General features: G+C 72.0%; 17 protein-coding genes. 5 read left to right on the top strand and 12 right to left on the bottom strand.

The genetic code is table 11. The features are described 5' to 3' along the window. Window positions 1-10: 10 nt before the first annotated feature. The 9 genes from ACH35V_RS26140 to ychF form a co-directional block, all read right to left on the bottom strand. Entirely contained in the window at window positions 11-1,060 is a 1,050-nt protein-coding gene (locus ACH35V_RS26140; protein ID WP_395975892.1) for an NlpC/P60 family protein, read from the bottom strand. Then, on the bottom strand, window positions 1,057-1,695 hold the full coding sequence (locus tag ACH35V_RS26145) for a hypothetical protein (protein ID WP_395975894.1): 639 nt from the start codon (window positions 1,693-1,695) through the stop codon (window positions 1,057-1,059). The genes ACH35V_RS26140 and ACH35V_RS26145 overlap by 4 nt, the downstream gene beginning before the upstream one ends. After that, entirely contained in the window at window positions 1,695-4,187 is a 2,493-nt protein-coding gene (locus tag ACH35V_RS26150) for a type IV secretion system protein (RefSeq protein WP_395975896.1), read from the bottom strand. The genes ACH35V_RS26145 and ACH35V_RS26150 overlap by 1 nt, the downstream gene beginning before the upstream one ends. Continuing rightward, entirely contained in the window at window positions 4,184-6,673 is a 2,490-nt protein-coding gene (locus tag ACH35V_RS26155) for an ATP-binding protein (RefSeq protein ID WP_395975898.1), read from the bottom strand. Before ACH35V_RS26155 ends, ACH35V_RS26150 begins: the two co-directional genes overlap by 4 nt. Next, complete coding sequence (locus ACH35V_RS26160; RefSeq protein ID WP_395975900.1) at window positions 6,670-6,918, bottom strand: hypothetical protein; 249 nt, start codon at window positions 6,916-6,918, stop codon at window positions 6,670-6,672. The genes ACH35V_RS26155 and ACH35V_RS26160 overlap by 4 nt, the downstream gene beginning before the upstream one ends. After that, a complete protein-coding gene (locus tag ACH35V_RS26165) occupies window positions 6,915-9,488 on the bottom strand; it encodes a TcpE family conjugal transfer membrane protein (protein ID WP_395975902.1) in 2,574 nt (857 codons plus the stop codon). The genes ACH35V_RS26160 and ACH35V_RS26165 overlap by 4 nt, the downstream gene beginning before the upstream one ends. A gap of 57 nt (window positions 9,489-9,545) precedes the next feature. Then, window positions 9,546-9,830 (bottom strand): hypothetical protein, encoded by a 285-nt coding sequence (locus ACH35V_RS26170; protein WP_395975904.1) that lies wholly within the window; start codon window positions 9,828-9,830, stop codon window positions 9,546-9,548. 63 nt (window positions 9,831-9,893) lie between these two features. Next, window positions 9,894-10,934: a conjugal transfer protein gene (locus ACH35V_RS26175; RefSeq protein ID WP_395975906.1), complete on the bottom strand. Its 1,041-nt coding sequence runs from the start codon at window positions 10,932-10,934 to the stop codon at window positions 9,894-9,896. 486 nt (window positions 10,935-11,420) lie between these two features. After that, window positions 11,421-12,512 carry a redox-regulated ATPase YchF gene (gene ychF / locus ACH35V_RS26180; protein WP_395975908.1) on the bottom strand — a complete coding sequence of 364 codons (1,092 nt, stop codon included), beginning with the start codon at window positions 12,510-12,512 and terminating at the stop codon, window positions 11,421-11,423. A gap of 154 nt (window positions 12,513-12,666) precedes the next feature. Here ychF and ACH35V_RS26185 point away from each other — a divergent pair, with 154 nt between their 5' ends. Beyond that, window positions 12,667-14,121, top strand: coding sequence for a DNA recombination protein RmuC (locus tag ACH35V_RS26185; protein WP_395975910.1), 1,455 nt, complete (start codon window positions 12,667-12,669; stop codon window positions 14,119-14,121). Continuing rightward, window positions 14,118-14,732: a DUF6542 domain-containing protein gene (locus tag ACH35V_RS26190; RefSeq protein WP_395975912.1), complete on the top strand. Its 615-nt coding sequence runs from the start codon at window positions 14,118-14,120 to the stop codon at window positions 14,730-14,732. The genes ACH35V_RS26185 and ACH35V_RS26190 overlap by 4 nt, the downstream gene beginning before the upstream one ends. Before the next feature lie 55 nt (window positions 14,733-14,787). On the opposite strand, the gene ACH35V_RS26195 is transcribed toward ACH35V_RS26190, so the two are convergent. Continuing rightward, window positions 14,788-15,765, bottom strand: coding sequence for a 4-hydroxy-3-methylbut-2-enyl diphosphate reductase (locus tag ACH35V_RS26195; RefSeq protein WP_395975914.1), 978 nt, complete (start codon window positions 15,763-15,765; stop codon window positions 14,788-14,790). A 275-nt stretch (window positions 15,766-16,040) separates the two neighbouring features. Between ACH35V_RS26195 and ACH35V_RS26200 the strand changes: the two genes are divergently transcribed. From ACH35V_RS26200 to ACH35V_RS26210, 3 genes are all read left to right on the top strand, one after another. Beyond that, window positions 16,041-17,021, top strand: a complete 981-nt coding sequence (locus tag ACH35V_RS26200; RefSeq protein ID WP_395975916.1) for a hypothetical protein — start codon at window positions 16,041-16,043, stop codon at window positions 17,019-17,021. An 83-nt stretch (window positions 17,022-17,104) separates the two neighbouring features. Then, complete coding sequence (xseA, locus tag ACH35V_RS26205; RefSeq protein WP_395975918.1) at window positions 17,105-18,319, top strand: exodeoxyribonuclease VII large subunit; 1,215 nt, start codon at window positions 17,105-17,107, stop codon at window positions 18,317-18,319. Window positions 18,320-18,343: 24 nt separating this feature from the next. After that, on the top strand, window positions 18,344-18,580 hold the full coding sequence (locus ACH35V_RS26210) for an exodeoxyribonuclease VII small subunit (RefSeq protein WP_395975920.1): 237 nt from the start codon (window positions 18,344-18,346) through the stop codon (window positions 18,578-18,580). A gap of 37 nt (window positions 18,581-18,617) precedes the next feature. Here the strand turns inward: ACH35V_RS26210 and ACH35V_RS26215 are convergent, their stop codons facing one another. Together ACH35V_RS26215 and ACH35V_RS26220 are read right to left on the bottom strand one after the other, a co-directional pair. Further along, window positions 18,618-19,328: a DUF4245 domain-containing protein gene (locus ACH35V_RS26215; protein WP_395975922.1), complete on the bottom strand. Its 711-nt coding sequence runs from the start codon at window positions 19,326-19,328 to the stop codon at window positions 18,618-18,620. A 20-nt stretch (window positions 19,329-19,348) separates the two neighbouring features. Continuing rightward, a complete protein-coding gene (locus ACH35V_RS26220) occupies window positions 19,349-20,014 on the bottom strand; it encodes a TetR/AcrR family transcriptional regulator (protein WP_395975924.1) in 666 nt (221 codons plus the stop codon). Between the last annotated feature and the right edge of the window lie 171 nt (window positions 20,015-20,185).

The raw sequence follows: 20,185 nt of genomic DNA on the forward strand, positions 1-20,185 counted from the left end.
GTCGCGGAGGCTACTCGGCCGCCAGTTCGTTGACCTTCTTCTTCAGGTCGGGGCGCGCGAGCGGACGGGTCGTCCCCACCCAGTCGGAGCGCTTGTAGGGCTTCACGCCGATCGCGGGGACGCACGTCGAGCAGCTCGCCACGATCATCTTGCCCTTGCCGATCACCATCCCGACATGCCCGGGATTGTTCGCCGACGTCCCCGGACCGGAGTCGAAGAACACCAGGTCGCCGGGCTGCTCCTTGCCCTTCGCGATCTTCACGCCGTAGGGCCACTGCTCGAAGGTGGTGCGCGGGATGCCCAGGCCGACCGTCCGGTACGCGGCCTGGATGAGGCTGGAGCAGTCCCACGCGTCGGGCCCGTTGGCGCCGAACACGTACGGCTTGCCGCGCTGCGCCATCGCGAACGTGATGATCCGCTGGACGAGCCCGGACGCGCTCGCCGGGAGGTCGTTGTCCTCGCACTCGATCCCGTTCGCCTGGACGACCTTGAAGTCGCCGCCCACATAGCGCTTCGCCCAGTCCAGGACGAGGTTCACGTAATCCCACGAGTGGTTGTACTGGAAGATCGCGGTCCGCATGCGGCGCGGGGCGCCGTTGTGCTTGAGGTACGCGGCGGCGGACGGGATCGCGTCCACCGGGTCGTACCGGTCCTTCTTGCCGTCCTTGTTGCCGTCGACCGCGAACGCGTCCCACGTCGGCTTCAGGAACTGCATCGGCCCGCCCGCGCCCGCGTAGTTCTCCCCGCTCTTGACGCCGGGCAGGTTGGACGTCCCGTGGCTGGTCTCGACCTTGCCGATCCCGGCGAGGACGTTCCACGGGATGCCGGACTTCTCCCCCGCGCTCTTGTAAAGCTGCAGGTAGTTCGCTGGGATGGCCTTCGCGTCGGTCGCCGCGGCAGGCTGCGCCTCGGCGCCCGACACGCTCACGCAGTTGCCGCCCGCGACGCCGCCGCCGAACATGAACCGGCTCGCGCCGAGCAGCACGGGGACGACGATCAGCCCGGAGAACATCACCGCGGCGGCGCCGAGCGCCGCGGCGATCAGCACGCGGCGGTTCATCCCGTGTCACCCGCCTGGCCCACGTCCGCCGGCTGGAAGGAGTAGATCTTCAGCGAGCCGCCGTCGCGCGCCACGGTCACCGCGTACCGCTTGCGGTCACTGCTCTCGGCGTCGCCCTCGCTGACCCGCTGCGTGCCCGTCACCACGAAGATGATCGAGTTGTTCTCGATGGTGCGGACCTGGTCGAGGCTCGCCGAGCCCTGCGCGACGACCTGGTTCCGGCGCCGCTCCTCCAGCAGGCCGGGCGTGGCGGCGTCCCGCGCCAGCTGCGCTCTCAGGTCGTCGGTGACGAAGCCGGACAGCCGCGTGGCGTAGGTCTCGGGCGGCTCGTCGAAACGGTACGTCCCGTAGGCGGCGACGAAGCGCTGCGCCAGGTCCGCCGCGGTGGCGAACTCCGCGCGGCTGAACGGCAGCAGCCGGTAGATGTCGAAGTCGTTCGGGTTCACGGGGTTCTGGATGCCGGGGGGCGGTGACGCCGGGCCGGTCGGGCCGGCGGTGGGCGAGTTGCTCGGACGCGCCTGCCGACGGTCCTGGTCGTCGTCGGGCGCGGCGAACGTCAGGTACAGGCCGATGGCGGCGAGCAGCACGACGAGGCCCCCGAACAGGAACCGGCGCTGCCGGTCGTTCAGGTTCATCAGTCGTCCCGTTCCGCCTCACCGGACGGGCGGTCGACGGGACGCAGCCAGAACGGGAGCGACGGGCCCTGCTGCGAGGCGCCCCTGCCCCACAGCGGCGGAGGCGTCCGCCGCTCTCCCGGCTGGGACCTCGACGGCGCGCTCCCCGTGCCGCCGCGCGGCCGGGGGACGTTCGACCCGGATCCACCACCGGAGCCACCGGAGCCGCCGGAGCCGCCGCCAGAACCGCGGGAACCGCCGCCTCCGCCACCGCCGCCGCCGTTGCCGGAGCCGCCGCGGCCACGGCCGCGCTGGGCCGCGCCGGGCGAACGACCGCCGCCGCCTCCGCCGAACCAGCCGCCTCCGCCCCAGCCGTTCCCACCGGAACCGCCGCCAGAGCCGCCGGAACCTCCGGAGCCGCCGCCGGAGCCACCGCCGCCCGAACCGCCGCTGCTTCGGCCGCCGCCAGATGAGCCGCCATTGCCGCCTCCGCTGACGCCGCCGCCGGAACTGCCGCGTCCCGTCCAGGAGGGCGGGCGCTTGGTCCCCGCGCCCGAGCCGGCATCGGGGGACGACTTGCCCCCGCCGACCACGACACCTTCGACGGGACCGCCGGAACCGCCGCCGCCTTCAGTGCGACGGTCGCCCGCTGCGGCGCGGGACGGCAGGTTAAGGGGCGGAGCGCCGCGCTGGGACCGTCCCTGGCGCGCCGCGGTGCCGGTACCGCCGCCGCGCGGCCGGGCCGCCAGCACCGGCGCGTCCTCAGGCGACTGCCCCTCGGCCGCGCCGGCGCCGCGCCGGTCGGCCGCGATCGCGGTGCCGGGCGCCGTGTCGCGCTGCGCCGTGGCCGCGGCGCCCTCGGACGCCGCCTCCCGCTTGGCCCAGCGCGCGAGCCCGGCGCCGCCGAACGGGGCGACGGCCGCGATCGTGCTCCGGCGCGTCTCGGAGACGGACCGGTCGAGCATCGCCTCGCTCTTCTCCCGCGACCCCACGGCCCCGTAGCCGACCGCGGAGAACAGGTGCTGGAACGGCCTGCGGTACACGAACGCCGCGAACGTCACCAGCGCGATGAGCAGGATCTGCAGGCCCCACGGCAGCGTCTCGCCGAGGATCAGCCCGTACGCCCACAGCAGCAGCGACAGCACGCCGATCAGAGCCGCCTGTTTGAGCAGCATGGACAGCAGCAGTTCCAGCCAGCGGATGGCGATGACGCGTCCGATGCCCGGATGTATCCCGATCCCGAGGAAGATCGGCCCCGCCACCAGCAGCAGCAGGAACGCGATCTTCACCACGATCAGCGCGATGGCGATGACCATGATGAGCACGCCCGCGACGATCGCCGCGAGCAGCCCGCCGAACGCGACCCCCAGCCGGTTCTCCCAGTTCTTGCCCTGGAAAAGCGGATACGTGCCGGGATGTTTCTCCTCGATGTTCTTGGCGACGTCCTTGTAGGCGTCGGCCTTCTTCCCGAGATCGGCGGAGTTGTCGTCGCCGTACGTCTCCGGCAGGTCGACCGCCTGCGACCACAGCAGCTTGTCGGCGTTGTCCTTGACGATCTTGGCGTTGGGGTCGGTGGTGCCGAACACGCCCTGCAGCCACGGTTTGCAGACCAGCGCCACCCACAGCCGGTTCGCGTTGCGGGTCGTCTCGTCCAGGTTCGCCGACGCCGACGGATCCGGTTTGCCGCCCGGCGCCGGAACGCACACTCCGCCCTTGGTGTCGCTCTGCGGCAACGCCGCGTTGAACGCCGCGCTCGTCGCCTCCGACGTCGTCGTCCCGAGCGTGGTGAAGTCGGACGGCCGCGCGATCAGCCAGACCAGCGCCACCATCGCGACGACCATCCAGATCACGCCCTCGGTGACCTTGCTGGCCCGTTTGCGGACGAGCCCCCACCAGGCCAGCCACATCGCCCCGAGGATGACCACCCACGACCAGTAGCGCGCGTTGAACGTCTGGCCCATGTCGGTGATGACGCCGTCGACGGTGTCCTTGAGCCAGTCGAGCAGCGACTCCGACGCGGCCGCCTGGTAGACGCTGATCGTGGCCCGGTCGATCGCCCGGACGAACGTGAACACGGTGTTGGCGAGGCCGTTGCCCATCAGCGCCATCGCGTCCGAGCAGCCCATGTCGACCGCGTACCAGTACTGCCCCGCGGTGCCGTACCGGTCGTAGTAGGTCAGGTTCTCGACCGGGGTCTGCTGGAGCTTCTCGCTCGGATAGTCCGGCGGCTTGATCATGCCGTCCGTCCCCGACCCGTACTGCTCCGGAGCCGGACTCTCCGCCGGGCTGCACGCGTCGTTCGGGGTCGGCGGCTTCGGGATCGACGCCATCGCGGGCGACAGCGGGCCGATCATGAACAGCGCCATGACGACCAGCAGCAGCACCGAGCGGCGGGCGCGCGGATGCCTGCGCCGCCGCCGCGGCGGGCGGCCCCGCCGCTTCAGGACGGCGCGGTCGAGCCCTTCGCCGGGCGAGCGCTGCAGGCGCGCCGTCCCGTCGCGGGGACCCCTCATCGACTGACCTCCTCGACCTCGGCCCCCGCGGCGGTGAGTTCGGACGAGCCCGGACGGGACCGGGTCGGGTTGGTGTCCAGCCAACGCTGCAGTTCCTCGGAGATCAGGTCGACGCCGATGCGTCCCGCCCGGCCGTCGAGGTCGCGGAAGACGCATTCGCCGTTGCCGAGGTTGCGCAGCACGGCCTTGTGCTCGTCGGACGCCTCCACCCCGAGCAGCGCCATGACGTTGCCGACCTCGACCCGCTCCGTGGAACGGAAGCAGAACACCGACGACAGGCAGTTCGTGACCTGCTCGTTCAGCAGGTCGCCGGCGTTCTGGGAGACCAGGATCAGCGCGGTGTTGCGCGACCGTCCCATACGCGACACTTCCGGCACCAACTTCGCGCCCTCCGGCGTGGACGTGATCGCCCACGCCTCGTCCAGGAAGATGGCCTTCGGCATCCGCCGGTCGAGGCCGTGCATGAGCCGCCGCGCGAACTGCGACACCAGATACATCAGCGCCACCGAGAGGCGCTGCTCGTAGGAGTAGTCCTCCCGCGAGATCGCGACGTCCGGCAGGGTGAGGCCGCCGAGCGTGAACACGGTCGTCCATCCGGCGGTGTCGATGCGGTCGCCGCCGGACGGGTCGAAGCACAGCCGCGCGAGCCGCATCTCCGACATCGACCGCAGCACCGCGCCGAGGTTCTTGGACGCCGGGTCGTCCGCGCCTTCGAGGTAGTCGACGACGCGTCCGAGCGACGGACGCTCCGCGTTGGCGACCGCGCCGACCGCCTGGATCATCGCGGACTCGCGCTCCTCCGACATCCGCGGCAGCAGCAGCCGCAGCGTCTCCGTCGCCATCGTCTTCATGGTGGCGAGGTCGTCGCCGAACGAGAACGGGTCGAGCAGGCCGGGCGCCGCCGACCCGAGCGGCAGGATCCGCGCCTTCCTGCCCCGCGCCTTCAGCAGCTCCACCAGCGACTCGGCGTCGCCCTTCGGGTCGATCGCCGCGATCGTGACGCCGCGCAGCGCCATCTGGTAGATCAGCAGCAGCGCCAGGGTCGTCTTACCGCCGCCCGGCTCGCCGGTGATCGCCACCGCGGTCGGACGGTTCCGCGCCGCCGCGACGAGCGGGTCGAAATGCACGATCGACCGGGCCCGGCCGAGCGTCTCCCCGACGTACGGGCCGATCCAGCCCTCGTCGTGCTCGTCCGTCCGGTCGCCGAGGTCGACGGTCGCGACCGGCATGCCGCCCGCGATCGTCCGCAGCGGCTGGCGCTGCGCGTACGCGTTCAGCCTGATCTGGTCGCCGGGCAGCGACTCCAGGAGCAGCGAGAACTGGTCGCCGGTCGAGTTGACGACGTCGATGCCGATGTCGCGGTAGTGCTCGACGACGGCGTCCACCCGCTGGGCCAGCAGCTCCTCCGTCGGCGCGGACACGATCAGCCGGTGCCACCCGTACACGAACGGGAGCCGCTCCTTGGTGATGCCGTGCTCCAGCATCCGCGCCGCGTCGATCTGCTCCGCGAGCGCGATCGGCGCCTCCGCGCCCGCCTCCCGGATGTGCTGGTCCATGTCGCGGGCGTGCGCGAGTTTGCGCGAGACGTCCTTGGACGCCTTCGCCGGCGGGATCAGCTTCATCCGCGCGCTGATCTCCACGGGGAACGGGAGCGCGTCGGCGTAGTGGAACCACGGCTCGCCGTCCGGGAACGGCATCAGGTCGGGGAAGCGCGCGAACGACAGGTACGCCACGTAGGACGCGGCCGTCGCGCCCGCACCGGTGCCCGTGAAGTTCGGCTGCTCGATCCGCAGATACGAGCGCCCGTTGTGGATGGCGCCCTCGACGAGCGACTCGATCTCGCCCTTGCCCCACGTCCTGCGGGGGACGGCGGACGGCGGCGGATCGGCCAGCGACCCCGTCACGGCGTGCTGGAACAGCCACGCCACCTCGGTGGACGTGGCGTGCCGCGCGTAGAGCGCCGACCCGCCGAGCGCGCGGCCGACGCGTTCGGCCTGGTCGTTCCAGCGCCCGATCTCCTTCTTGTCGATCGCGTCGTCGTGGACGCCGAGGACCTTCTCGCTGCGCTTGTAGAACCCGAGGAGCTGCGACAGCACGCCGCCGGACAGGTGCGCGCCCATCCCGCGCGGCCCGAGCCGGACCCCGAGGTAGACCTCCTTGGTCCAGAAGTCCTTGGCCCACACGTGCGCGTACGTCTCCTCCAGGTACTCCCGCCACCCGGGGCCGTCGTCGGACGTCCGGTCCAGCGCGAGCGCCCAGTCGGCCGCCGGGTACGTCCGGTGCGCGATCCGCAGGTGCACCTCGGCGTCCTGCATCCGGATGCCCGCGAGCGCGATGGTGATGTTGGTGGCGAGCGCCTCGCGCTCCTCCCCCGTGGTGAACTCGTACGACACCGTGGGCAGGCGGAAGTACGCCCAGGCGGCGTTGTCGGTGAGCAGCACCCTGTCGTCGAAGTACCGCACGGCCAGCCGGCTCGACTTGCTCATGCCGTCCTCCCCATCCCGGTCCATTGTCCCGAGGCGCGGACGGTCGCGAAGGGCCGCGCGGGGAAGTGTTCGCCTTCCGGATGGTCATCAACGTCAGGCGCGCCCGCAAGGAAGCCCTTGCCCATATGGGTTTCGGCCCAGCTGATGGAGGTCTCCGCCCGGCTGATGCCGGTCTCTGCCCGGCTGATGTAAGTCTCCGCCCGGTCGGTGTAGGTCTCCGCTCGATGCCCGCGAGGGGCGCTCATCGGGTGGCCTCCTGCTCGTGCTCGAACTCCTGGTAACGCTCGGGCATCACGGTGAAACCGCCGGCGACCACGCCGGCGAGGGCAAGATAGGCACGCCGCGTCGGCGAGCGCAACGACTTCAGCTCGTTGCGGGGCGCGCGGTCCATGCTCAGGTGATCATCCCACGGAATGCGCACCAGCGCCCGGCAACGCCCCCGCGCCATCGACTCGGCCTGCTCGACGTCGTCCATGCTGCGGCGGCTCACCCCGTTGATGACGGTCACGGCGCGGGAACGCAGCTCTTCGTAGCCGTGGCCGTCCAGCCACTCGAACGTCATCGCGACCGCGCGCGGCGCGTCGGCGCTGGCCGGGGCGACGAGCACGAGCTGGTCGGCGTACGGCAGGACGCGCGCGACGACGGCCGCGGCGGCGTCCAGCAGCGTCACCGAGTAGAACCGGTCGATGGTGCGGATCGCCAGGGCGTAGTCACGGTCGTCCAGCGCTTGCAGCGGGTTCTTGCCTGCCGCGATGACGTCCAGGCCCGACTTCGCCTGCGAGGTGTAGCGGCGCATCGCCGTGAGGGAGCCGACCTGGTCGGCGCGCGTGATCAGGCCGGTCAGCGTCTCGTTGGTGTCGCTGCGCGTCCGCCGCGCCAGCGCGCCCGGCCCGGGGTTGACGTCGACGGCGACGATCGGCTCCCCGTTGTGCTGCGCGAACGTGTGGCCCAGCATCAGCGCCGTCACCGTCTGCCCGGCGCCGCCGGTGCAGCCGAGCACGACGACGTGCCGCGTCCCGCGGAAGGGCTGCTGGAGGCGCTGCTGGTACTCGGCGTCGACGTCGCCGTGCCCCCCGCCGACGGCGTGGAACAGCCGCCGCAGCCCGCCGCCGGTGACCTCGTGCTCGGGATCGGGCGGCGTGATCGCGGGACCGGACGGCGGCGGCGCCGGGGGCGGCGGCAGCGGCCTCGGCCGGACGGGCGACGCCGGCTGCGACCGGACCTCGCGCGGCGGGGCCTGCTGCTCCTCCACCGGGCCTGGCCGGTGCGGCTCGACCGGCGGCGCCTCCGGCTCCGGCTCCGGCGCGGGCTCCGGAACCGCGCGCAGCGGCTTGGACAGCCCCTTCGACCAGGGCCTCGGCGCCTCCATCCGCGGGGCCGGGACCTCCTCGGCCGGGCGCGCCCCGTTCGCGGGCGGCTCCTCCGGCCGCGACCCGAACGCCCCGGGCACCACCGGAACGTCCGGCCGCGTCACGGGCGGCGGCGGGCCCTGCTGTTGCGGGCCCTGCTGCGGCGTCCAAGGCCCAGTTCGACCTTGAGAGGGCGCAGGGGGAGCGGCCGGGCTTTGAGCGGCTGCGGGTGGGGCGGCCGGTTCCTGGCGTGGCGGGGGCGTCCGCCGGCCGGCGACCTTCTTGTCGCCGATCTCTCCGTTGGACCTTTGGCGCAGCCTCTGGCCTTCGTCCGGGGCGTCGCGCTTGGTGAGGTCCTGCCGCGCGGGCTCGGCGGCCGCGGGCGGCTCCTGCCGGACGTCGCGGCGCATCTCCCCCTCCGACCAGACCTGCTCGCGAGGCGGCTCGCCGGACCCGGCGGCCGCGCCTCCAGCGACCCGGATGTCGCCCTCCTCACCGGCCTGGCGCGCCTGCTCGGCGGGCGGGGCGGGGGTGGCGTTCGTCACCGCTTCCGGGGTCGGACGGGTGTCGGCCTGCGGGGTCTGCTGGGGGATGTCGGGACGGGTGGTCGGCGGGGCGGCGACCGGCCAGACGTGGGTGGGGGCTCGGGGGCGGCGGACGCCGGCGGCGAAGGCGCGCTGGCCGGTCCGGGGGGGCGGGGCGGGCGGCGGGAGGTCCACCTGGGGGGTCGCCGGGGGGTGTTCGAGGTCGGCGGGGACGGCCTGGACGTCGTCCTCGTGGGAGATGTCGCGGGTCGTCCGGCGCCAGGGCTTGGGGGGCGCGGGCGCGACGGATGCGGCAGGCGCAGGCGCGGCGGGCGCCGCAGGAGCGGCGGACGCAGGCGCGGGTGTGGTGGGCGGTTGGGCGGCTGGGGTGGGCGGGGTGGGGTGTTGGGCGGCGTAGTCGGCCAGGGACGGTGGCGCCGGGGCTGCGGACGGGCGTGGCAGCAGGACGGGGACGGCCGCCGGGTGAGCGGTGGCGGGCTGCGCGGCGGCCTGCTTGCGCTTGCGGCGGGACTTGATCGCGGCGCGTTCCGGGGCGGCGACGGGGGCGGGGGCCTCGGCGCGGCGCCAGACGCGGGCCACGATGACGACCTCGCGGGGTTCGCGGATCGGGGTGAGGCGGCACCAGGTGCGGGGCTCGGCGAGGTAGCGGCTCTGCGAGATCAGCAGTTCGGTGAGGCGCTTGCCCTCGATCACGGGACGGGTGGCCAGCCAGGTCAGGACGCCCGGCGGGACAATGTACAGCACGTGCCAGGGCGACTCGAAGGGGATGCCCGCGAATCTGAGCATGACGATCCAGGGCACGAACACACCGAGGAACACGCCGATCTGGACGAGCGGCAGCGGCATGGGCAGCCGCAGGTCGTACAGCTTGTACAGCCGTTTCTCGATGCGCCAGATGTTCGTGTACGTGGGTAGATCCACGCCCCTACTCCCCTAACTGCGCGAGCACGGGTCCGCCTGCCGATCCTCCGTCCGGAGTCAGGAGACGTCCACGCCGAGGGCCCTGGCTATCGCCCTGGCCGTGGTCTCGATGATGTTGGGCACGTAGAAGACCACCCCGATTCCGATCGCCAGCACGATGAATTGGACGAAACGCGTGATCTCGCGCGTGAACAGGAAGAAGATCGCCACAATGGAGACGATCACCAGGAAGAGCGGACCGAATATCTGCCGCAGCCAATCGGCGAGATCGTCGGTTTTGAGTTCGTCGTTCGGCGCCGCCAGGATTTCGTGGGGAATCGACGCCATGATGTGGTGCAGCATCGACTGACTACCTTCCTCGGTTGGCGGGTCGGCTGGGGGGTGCATTCGTCAAAGCGCGGCCTCTCATGATGCGCTCGGTTCCGTGGTGCCGCGGATATCGCGCACGAGCCAGGTCGTGCCCTTCTTGACCATGGTGAGCCGGTAGGTCTGGTCCAGCTCACCGCCGCCGCCCTGGGCGAGCTGCCACACGACCGTCGCGGTGACGGTGCGCTCGCCCGCGGCCCCCTTCGGCGCCACGACCTCCTTGACCTGCATGAAGCGGACGGTGTTGGCGAGGCCGGCGATGGTCGTCCCGTCGGAGGAGAAGCGGGACAGGGCCGCCTGGTTGCCGGTCGCGTACTCCTGGAAGAACGTTCCGAGGAACGGCTGGAGTTCGCTTTCGAGCGCGGTGTCGCGGTCTTGGACGCCGCCCTGGGGAAGCTTGGCCTTGGTCGGCGGGGGAAGGAGGGCGGGGCGTGCGGACACGACCAGGGAGCCGTTCCTGTCGGCGTAGACGGGAACGGCGAGGCGGAGCCACTGGTCGGCGGTGCGGGCGAGCAGGGTGACGGTCGCGTTGTTGGCGTCGCGGGCGTCCACTCCGGCGACCTGGACGGACTGGACCTGCATCTTGCCGGCGCCGTTCCAGCCGAATTGGGCGTCGGCGCCGTCGGGCAGGAACGTCCGCAATTGCGCCTCGCGGGCGGGGGCCGTCTTCTGGTCGTAGTTGAGATAGACGTTGGCGAACTGGAGGGCGAACGCGCCCGCCGCACTGCTGGGGAACCCGGTGCCCCTCGCGGGCTTCGGCCCGGTGACCGGGGCGGCCGGGTCGTCCTCGGCGGTGAGGCGCTCGAACGGCGCGCGGACGCCGTTGACGAGGATGACGAGGATGACGGCCCAGAGCACGGCGCGTCCGGCCCACACCCACCAGCGTCCGCCGGATCCGCCCCAGCGGCCGCCGCGCGGGCCGTCGCCGCCGCCTCCGCGGCCGCCGCGCCTGCGGTCGGCCGGGTCGCCGGCGGGCAGGCCCCACGGGTCGGCGGACGACGCGAGCGCCCGGCCGGGCGGCGCCGTCTCGTCGACGACGGCGGTGTCACGGCCGCGTCCCACGGCCGACCTGCGAGCCATCCTGCCTCCGCTCGCGCCTCGCCCCCGGTCGGCGCGGTCCTTGTGCCTGGTCGTGTTGCCCGGTGGCCTTTCTGAACCCACCCCGGGCCCAGCGTAACCACGAGCGTCAATTGTTCCAGCGCATCGCAGTGAAGCACAGCCCCGGCACGCGGTTGTGGATAATGCAATCCACCTCAGCAGGAACGGGGAAGATTGCCAAACGGTGACGATCCCCTATCCAAGGCTCCGAACGGCGCGCAGGTCCAGGATCCGGACAAGCGCCGCGAGTCGGGAGTTGCTTGGTTACCTGGTGACGTCCCCGACCGCAATTCGTTCCCAAAGAACCCGGCAAAGTGTCCGTTTCGGGACGTCTACCATCAAAACGCCCAGCTCACGCGACGCTCAGGCCACACACGCCCCATCGGCCCCAGAGGCAGTCGCAAGGCACCGCTGTTGTCAAAATCACACAGGTCACGGCCCTGTTCAGATACGCGCCGTGGGCCGCGGTCACACGTTGAAGCGGAACTCCACGACGTCGCCGTCCTGCATGACGTAGTCCTTGCCCTCCATGCGGACCTTGCCCGCGGTGCGCGCGGCGGCCATGGACCCGGCGGCGGTGAGGTCGTCGTACGAGACGATCTCGGCCTTGATGAAGCCGCGCTGGAAGTCGGTGTGGATGACCCCGGCAGCCTCCGGCGCGGTGGCGCCCTTGCGGATCGTCCAGGCCCGCGACTCCTTGGGGCCCGCCGTCAGGTACGTCTGCAGGCCGAGGGTGGCGAACCCGATCCGGACGAGCTGCGACAGCCCCGACTCCTCCTGCCCCATGCCCTGCAGCAGTTCGAGCGCCTCGTCGTCCGGCAGCTCGATCAGCTCGGCCTCGATCTTGGCGTCCAGGAAGATCGCCTCGGCGGGGGCGACCAGGGAGCGCAGGCGCGCGCGCAGGGCCTCGTCGGTCAGCTCGCCCTCGTCGAGGTTGAAGACGTAGAGGAACGGCTTGGCGGTGAGCAGGTGCAGGTCGCGCAGCAGCGTCAGGTCGATCCCGGCGGCCGCGGCGCCCGCGAACAGCGTGACGCCGTCGTCCAGGAGTTTCTGCGCGGCGTTGACGGCGTCGACGACCGCGAGCTTCTCCTTGTCCTTCTTGGTACGGGCCTCCTTGTCGAGGCGCGGCAGGGCCTTCTCGATCGTCTGGAGGTCGGCCAGGATCAGCTCGGTGTTGATCGTCTCGATGTCGCGGGACGGGGCGACGTCGCCGTCCACATGCGTGACGTCCGGGTCCTCGAAGGCGCGGATGACCTGGCAGATCGCGTCGGTCTCGCGGATGTTGGCGAGGAACTTGTTGCCGAGCCCCTGCCCCTCGGACGCGCCCTTGACGATGCCGGCGATGTCCACGAACTCCATCGTCGCCGGGATGATCTTCTGCGAGCCGAAGATCTCCGCCAGCACGGCCAGCCGCGGATCGGGCACGCCGACCACGCCGACGTTCGGCTCGATGGTCGCGAACGGGTAGTTGGCGGCCAGCGCGTCGTTCTTGGTCAGCGCGTTGAACAGGGTGGACTTGCCGACGTTGGGCAGCCCGGCGATTCCGATGGAGAGGCTCACGGCGGTCAAGTTTACGGACGTCCGCCGACCGCTTGGGCTGCCCAGATGATCCGGGGGCCCGCGGGTTGGTGAATGTTGGGCCAAATGTCCGGGGACGGTGGGCGTCACGGCGCGTCGCGGTCGTCGTTCGCGGGCGCGCTGTCACGATGAGCTGATGGACGTCGCGCTGTTCGCCGGTCTCCTCGTCGGCGCCGTGTTCGGCGTCGTCGTGGGGTACGCGCTCGCGACGAGCCGGCAGGGCGCGCTGATCGCGCGGGCGCGGGCGGCCGAGGAGAAGCTCGCCTACGCCGAGGAGCGGATGGCCGAGCACTTCGAGAACCTGTCCGCGAAGGCGCTGGACGCGAGCAACCAGCGGTTCCTTGAGCTGGCGGACGCGCGGCTCAAGGCGGCGGGCGTCGAGGCGGCCGGCGAGCTGCAGCGGCGGCAGCAGGCCGTCGAGCACCTGGTCGCGCCGCTGAAGGAGACCCTCGCGAAGGTGGAGGAGCAGCTCCGCGAGGTCGAGACGGGCCGCCGCGAGTCGCACGCGATGCTGGCCAAGCAGGTCGACTTCGTCCGGCAGAGCTCCGACCAGCTGCGCCGCGAGACGCAGTCGCTCGTCCGGGCGCTGCAGCGGCCCGAGGCGCGCGGACGGTGGGGCGAGCTCCAGCTCCGCCGCGTCGTGGAGCTAGCCGGGATGACGCCCCACTGCGATTTCGACGAGCAGGCCACTGCCGTGACCGTCGACGGGACGGTACGTCCCGACATGGTGGTGCGCCTGGTCGGCGGCAAGAGCATCGTGGTCGATTCCAAGGTCTCCCTGGCGGCGTACCTCCAGGCCGCCGAAAGCGGTGACGCGGTACGGCTGGACGCGCACGCCCGGCATCTGCGCGACCATGTCGACCGTCTGTCTGCTAAGTCGTACTGGCAGGCGTTCAGCCCGGCGCCGGAGTTCGTCGTCCTGTTCATTCCGGGCGAGGCGTTCCTGGCGCCCGCGCTCGACCGCGATCCCAGCCTGCTGGAGTACGCGATGCGGCGGCGCGTGCACATCGCCACGCCCACGACCCTCATCACCATGCTGCGGACGGCGTCCTACGCATGGCAGCAGGCCGCTCTCTCCAAGAATGCCCGCGCGGTCTTCGATCTCGGCAAGGAACTGTACGAGCGCCTGGGAACGATGGGCCAGCACGTAGACGAACTGGGACGCGCGCTGACCGGCGCCATCAAGTCCTACAACCGGACGATCGGAACGCTGGAAACGCGCGTGCTGGTCAGTGCGCGCAAGCTGAACGAGCTGGGCGTGGTCGAGGACGAGCTGGACGGAGCCCGTCCCGTCGAGGAGAGCCCGCGCACCCTCTCCGCCGCGGAACTCACCGCACACGACGAACCGTTCGACACCATGCACGACGAACCGTTCAACGCCATGCACGACGAGCCGTTCGACGCCATGGAGGACGCGGCGGTCAAGGACGACCAGATGCCCGATGAGGAATGGTCTCAGCCTGGATCGGCCGCGGAACCGATAGGTTTCGGCGGACGGGCCATCCCCGAGCAGACTGATCGGCGAAACACCCATGAGCGAAGCGAACCGGGGGGTACGGGAGGTCGTCCCACCGGGGAGGGGTGGCGATGAGGTCATCGACGGTACGCGACGCGCCGGGCGGCGCCTCGCCGGCCCTGGAGGGTCCAGTGGGACGTGAGCGCGGCGACTCACCCGCACGGGCGCGCCCGGCGGCCTCGTCCGGCGGCCCGATCAGCCTCACCGGACGCGGCGGCATCGTCGTCATGTTCGCCGCCGGGGTGGTGTGCGGGCTGCTGTCGCGCTGGTTCGGCGTGCCGCTGCTCGCCGGCGGCGGCTTCGCGGCCGGCTGCGCCCTCGCCGCGTTCGCCACGCGTCCCGCCGATCTGCTCACGCTGGTCGTCAGCCCGCCGCTGGTGTTCTTCGCCGCCACGTTCACGGTCGTCCTCGCCACCGCGCTCGGCGACGGGTCGCTGTTGCGCGCCGTGACCGTCGGCGTCGTCACCGCGCTCGCGTCCACCGCGCCGTGGCTGTTCTTCGGGACGGTGCTGGTGGTGGTCATCTGCCTGGCCCGCGGGCTCAGGACGAACATCAGGGAGCTGCGGGACAAGCTCGCCGGGGTCCGGCTCTTCGAGAAGGAGGAGAACGAGAACCCCGTGCGGTGGGACGAGTCCCCCACCACGACCCAGGAACGCCGCCGCCTGCACCACGGCGACGTGGACTGACGCGGACTGACCGGCCTGACCTGGGCTGACGTGGGCTAGGGGATCAGACCCGAACTCAGACGGGTGTGATGGGGAGGGCCTTGCGGAGGTCCTGGCGGAGTTCCTTCGGGAGCGAGAACCGCATGTGCTCCTCCACGGACTCGATCTCCTCCGCCTCACCGAAGCCGCGCTCGTACAGCCAGGCCAGGACCTCCTGGACCAGCTCGTCCGGGACGGACGCGCCGCTGGTGACGCCGACCGTGGCGACGCCGTCCAGCCAGGCCGGGTCGATGTGCTCGGCGTAGTCGACGAGGTGGGCGTCGTCGGCGCCGTGCTCCTTGGCGACCTCGACCAGCCGGACGGAGTTGGACGAGTTCACCGAGCCGACCACGATGACGAGCTGGGACTGCGCCGCCATCTCCTTCACCGCGACCTGCCGGTTCTGCGTGGCGTAGCAGATGTCGTCGGACGGCGGGTCCATCAGGTTCGGGAACCGCTCGCGCAGCTTCTCGACGGTGGCGACGGTCTCGTCCACCGACAGGGTCGTCTGCGACAGCCACGCGACCTTCTCCGGGTCGCGGACGGTGACGTTGGCGACGTCGCCCGGGCCGTCCACGAGGTGGACGTGGTCGGGCGCCTCGCCGGTGGTCCCGATGACCTCCTCGTGGCCCTCGTGCCCGATCAGCAGGATGTCGTAGTCCTGGGCGGCGAACCGCACGGCCTCCTTGTGGACCTTGGTGACCAGCGGGCACGTCGCGTCGATGGTGCGCAGGCTCAGGCCCCTGGCCTCCTCGTGCACGGCGGGCGCGACGCCGTGCGCGGAGAACACCACGATGGAGCCCTCGGGGACCTCCTCGGTCTCGTCCACGAAGATCGCACCGCGTTCCTCCAGCGTCTTGACGACGTGGACGTTGTGGACGATCTGCTTCCGGACGTAGATCGGGGCCCCGTACTTCTCCAGCGCGATCTCGACCGTCTCCACCGCGCGGTCGACGCCCGCGCAGTAACCACGCGGCTTGGCGAGCAGGACACGGCGCTTCGTGTTCGCGGTCATGCGTCTATCGTACGAGTGACGGCCTGGGGCCAGTACAGCGGCGGACGGGGCCCGCCGGGCGGGTGAACGCCCCCGGGCGGCGGGACGAAGCCCTGGTGAAGCCCGCGATGTGATCCACCGCACGCCGCTTTTGGACAGAAATCCATTAACCCGGGGTGACCACGATCGCACCCATGGGGCAGAGTGACATTCGACAAGCCAGTGCCGTACGACCCGATTCGGTGTTCACGTCCGCAGGGAATCGGTGTTCACGTCGGCAGGGAAGAGGAAAGACGATGACGAGATCGCCGCGCCGCCTCAGACAGCAGGTGCAGGACACGGTGGGCGAACAGGTCCGCGACCTTCCGCTGCACGCCGTCCGGCTGGCCATGTTCGGCGTCGGCCGGGCGCTCCTCCTCGGCGACCGGGTGACCAGGGACTACAAGGAGATCACCGAGGGCGGCGGCGTGAAGCCGGTGCTCGGACGGCTGCGCGACGACGTCCAGACCACGGCCGGGAAGGTCGTCGGACGCGTGGCGGAGCGCGTCCGCGGCGAGGAGCCGGCGGGCGGCGGGGAGCCCGCGGACGAGCCCGTCCGCCGCACCCGCGTGGCCGAGCCTCCGGCCCGCCCGAAGCCCGCCGCCGCGGGGAACGCCGCCGGGAACGGCGCCGCCGCCACGGCCGGTGAGGAGATCTCGATCGGCAAGCCGGGCGCCGGGACGGGGCACACGCCGAAGCACGCCCGTCCGGGAGCGCCGCCGAAGCCCGCGCGGCCGGGCGCGCTGGGCAGGCACCACAAGGCGGCGGAGAAGGCGGGGCCGGTCGCCGAGCCCGCGCCGAAACCGGAGCCGGACGAGCCGAAGCCGGAGCCCGCGCCGCAGGCCAAGCCAGCGCCGAGCCCGAAGGCCGCCACACCCGCCAAGCCCGCCGAGCCGGTCAAACCCGTCAAGCCCACCAAACCCGCCAAGGCGGCGAAGCCCGACACGTCCGGGAAACCGGCGAAGCCCGCCAAGAAGCCCGAGGGCGGGGACGAGGCGGCGTTCGAGCCGAAGCCGGAGACCAAGCCCGCCGCGCCGGCCGAGGCCGAGCGCATCGCGGCGGACCTGCCGGTCCCCGACTACGACAACGCCACGCTGCCTCAGCTCCGCGCGCGCTTGCGCGGCCTGTCCGTCGACCAGGTGAAGCTGCTGCGCGAGTACGAGCGCAAGCACGCCGCCCGCGAGGACGTCATAGGCATGTACGAACGCCGCATAGCCAAGCTCAACGGCACCAGCTGAGCCACCGGCTGAGCACCGGCTGAGCACCGGCTGAGCCGCAGTCGGCCGCCCGGGGCGGGTGGGGTTCACCGTAGGCTTCCGGCATGGCTATGGAGACCACGGCCGAGTCTCCCGTCCCGGTGCGGACGGTCCTGCAGGCGGTGAGCGGCTGGATCGGCAAGCTCGGCCGGATCTGGGTCGAGGGCCAGATCACCGACCTCAACGCCCGCGGCGGGACGGTCTACATGACGCTCCGCGATCCCGTGGCGAACATGTCGGTGCGGGTCGTCGGGCCGCGCGCCGTGTTCGAGGCGGCGGGGCCGGCGGTGACGGACGGGGCGCGCGTCGTCGTCCACGCCAAGCCCGACTTCTGGATCAACCGCGGGACGTTCTCGCTCAGCGTCCTGGAGGTCCGGCCGGTCGGCGTCGGCGAGCTGCTCGCCCGGCTGGAGCGGCTCAAGCGGGTGCTGGCCGCCGAGGGCCTGTTCCGGCCGGAGCGCAAGCGCCCGCTCCCGTTCCTGCCCGGCAAGATCGGGCTGATCTGCGGGCGCGACTCCGACGCCGAGCACGACGTCCTGCAGAACGCGCGGCGGCGGTGGCCGGCGGTGGCGTTCCGGGTGGAGAACACCGCGGTGCAGGGCCCGTACGCGGTCGGCGAGGTCATGGAGGCGCTGCGCGCGCTGGACGCCGATCCCGGCATCGAGGTGATCATCATCGCGCGGGGCGGCGGCGCGATGGAGGACCTGCTGCCGTTCTCGGACGAGGCGCTCGTCCGCGCGGTCTCCGCGGCCCGCACGCCCGTGGTCAGCGCGATCGGGCACGAGCAGGACGCCCCGATCCTCGACCTGGTCGCGGACGTGCGCGCCTCGACCCCGACGGACGCGGCGAAGAAGGCCGTCCCGGACGTGCGGGAGCAGCTGCAGCTCGTCCGGCAGCTCCGCGACCGGGGGCGGCGCTGCCTGGCCGGCGGCGTGGAGCGGGAGGTGGCGTGGCTGCGGGCGATCAGGTCGCGGCCCGCGCTGGCCGATCCGGTGCGGGAGATCGAACGGCAGTCCGAGCAGGTCATGGCGTTGCGCGACCGGTCGCGGCGGTGCCTGTCCGGCGCGCTGGACCGGGCCGGGGACGAGCTGTCGCACACCCGCGCCCGGCTGCTGGCCCTCTCCCCAGCCGCGACGCTGGAGCGCGGGTACGCGATCGTCCAGCGGGAGGACGGGGCGGTGGTGCGGGAGTCGTCGGCGGTCAAGGACGGCGAGCGGCTTCAGGTCCGGCTGGCCGAGGGCCGTCTCGGCGTGACCGTTTCGGAGCGTGCGGATTCGTGAGGGAAGAGTCCTAGGGTGGGGCAGATGGCGGACGAGAAGGGGACGGCTGAGAAGCCGTCGTACGAGCAGGCGCGCGACGAGCTGGCGGACGTCGTCAAGCGGCTGGAGGCCGGCGGGCTGACGCTGGAGGAGTCGCTGGCCCTGTGGGAGCGGGGCGAGAGGCTCGCCGCGATCTGCGAGGAGTGGCTGGAGGGCGCGCGGGCCCGGCTGGCGGCCGCGCTGGACAGGCCCGAGAACGGCGAAGCCGCCGCGCCCTTCTGAGGATCCCGCCATGCCCCGCAACGCGCCCTTCTGAGGGTCAGGGGCCGGTCGTGGGGGTCGCCGAGGGGGTCAGGCCCGCGTCCTTCTTGCTCTGCGGCTTGAGCGACGCGGCCAGGATCGTCAGCTCCTCGTAGGAGGCCGTGCCGGTCACGACGAGGCTCACGCCGTCGGGGAGGGTGCGGGCGAGGGAGTTCGCCTTCTTGTCCTTGCGGTGGTACTTCGTCCAGGCGACGCCGTTGATCTGCTGCGTCCCGACGACCTTGCTGCTGTTGGTCATGCGCGGGACGTACTCGGACGCCTTCTCGTTGCTCTGCTCCAGCGCCGCGTACTCGTCGCTGGGCGTCACGAACCCGAGATGCCAGGCGACGGGCTTCTCGCCGTCGGAGCCCATGCCGTGCAGCCGGGAGCTGGTCGGAAGCCACGCCGCCGGGAGCCCTTCCGGCGAGTGCGCGGTGAACGGCGCATCGTTGCGCATCGCCCACAGCTGCGCCCCGTAGTCGACGGTCGGCAGGAGCTCCTCGTTGCTGCGGGGCGTGATGGCGTAGATCGCCAGGACGACCAGCAGGCACGCGGCCATCGCCATCGTGAAGCCGCCGAGCCCCGTCGTCAGCCGCTTGTGGACGGCCGGGCTCACCTCGATCACGGGCCGCCCGTCCGGAGCCTTCTCGGCGGGGCTTCCGGAGGGGCTCTCGGCGGCGCTTCCGGCGGCGCTTCCGGCGCGGCTTTCGGATACGTCCTCTTCGGTCACCCCTCCAGGATCCCGCACGGTCAGCGCTGCCCCGTACCGGGGTTGGTGATGGTGCCGACGATGGCCATGATCTCGTCGGCGAGCCTGCGGGCGGCGTCCTCGTCGTCCATGAGGGAGATCTCCGACACCGCGCCCGCCATCGCGCCGGTCAGCACCACGACCAGGGCCTCGTCCACGCCCCCGTCGCCGGTGTGGAACAGCGCGGCGCTGCGGCGCGCCCACTTGCCGAGCCGCTGCCGCATGACGCGGTCGAAGCCGGGCGGGCCGTCGCCGGAGATGAACAGCCGGGAGACGTCGCGCTCCGCCAGGCAGCCGTCGAGGTAGGCGCGGGCGCCGGCGAGGAACTGGCGCATCGGGTCGGTCTCGCCCGCCTCGCGGACGGCGTTGATCGCCTTGCGGGTGCGTTCCTGCTGCCCGACCTGGAACTCCTCGAACAGCGTCAGGTACAGGTCGGCCTTGCCGCTGAAGTGGTGGTACAGGCTGCCGACGCTCGCGCCCGCTTTGGCGACGATGTCGGTCACCGCGGCCTGGGCGAAGCCCGACTCGCAGAAGACGTCACGCGCGGCGGCCAGCAGGGCGCCGCGGGTCGCGGCCCCGCGGTCGGACGTGCGCGCGGGGGCGCCGGCGGTCCCCGTCTCGCCGTTCGGGGTCACCTCGCCGGACGGGACGTCGATGTGGCTGCTCATGTCGCCTGAGATTACGCCCTCTCCCAAGGGGAAACGATCCCTTGCCAGTGCGACCGCGGAATCCGGCACCGCGCCGGAGGCGCCGCGCCGGACGCGCCGTCGTGCCGGTACGTGTGCCGGTATGACTCGTGACCCCGGCTGGTCTGGTCCAATTTGTGGCTGGACGTCCGG

Origin of the sequence: Actinomadura sp. 1N219, from assembly GCF_044326405.1 — a bacterium.
GTDB lineage: Bacteria > Actinomycetota > Actinomycetes > Streptosporangiales > Streptosporangiaceae > Spirillospora.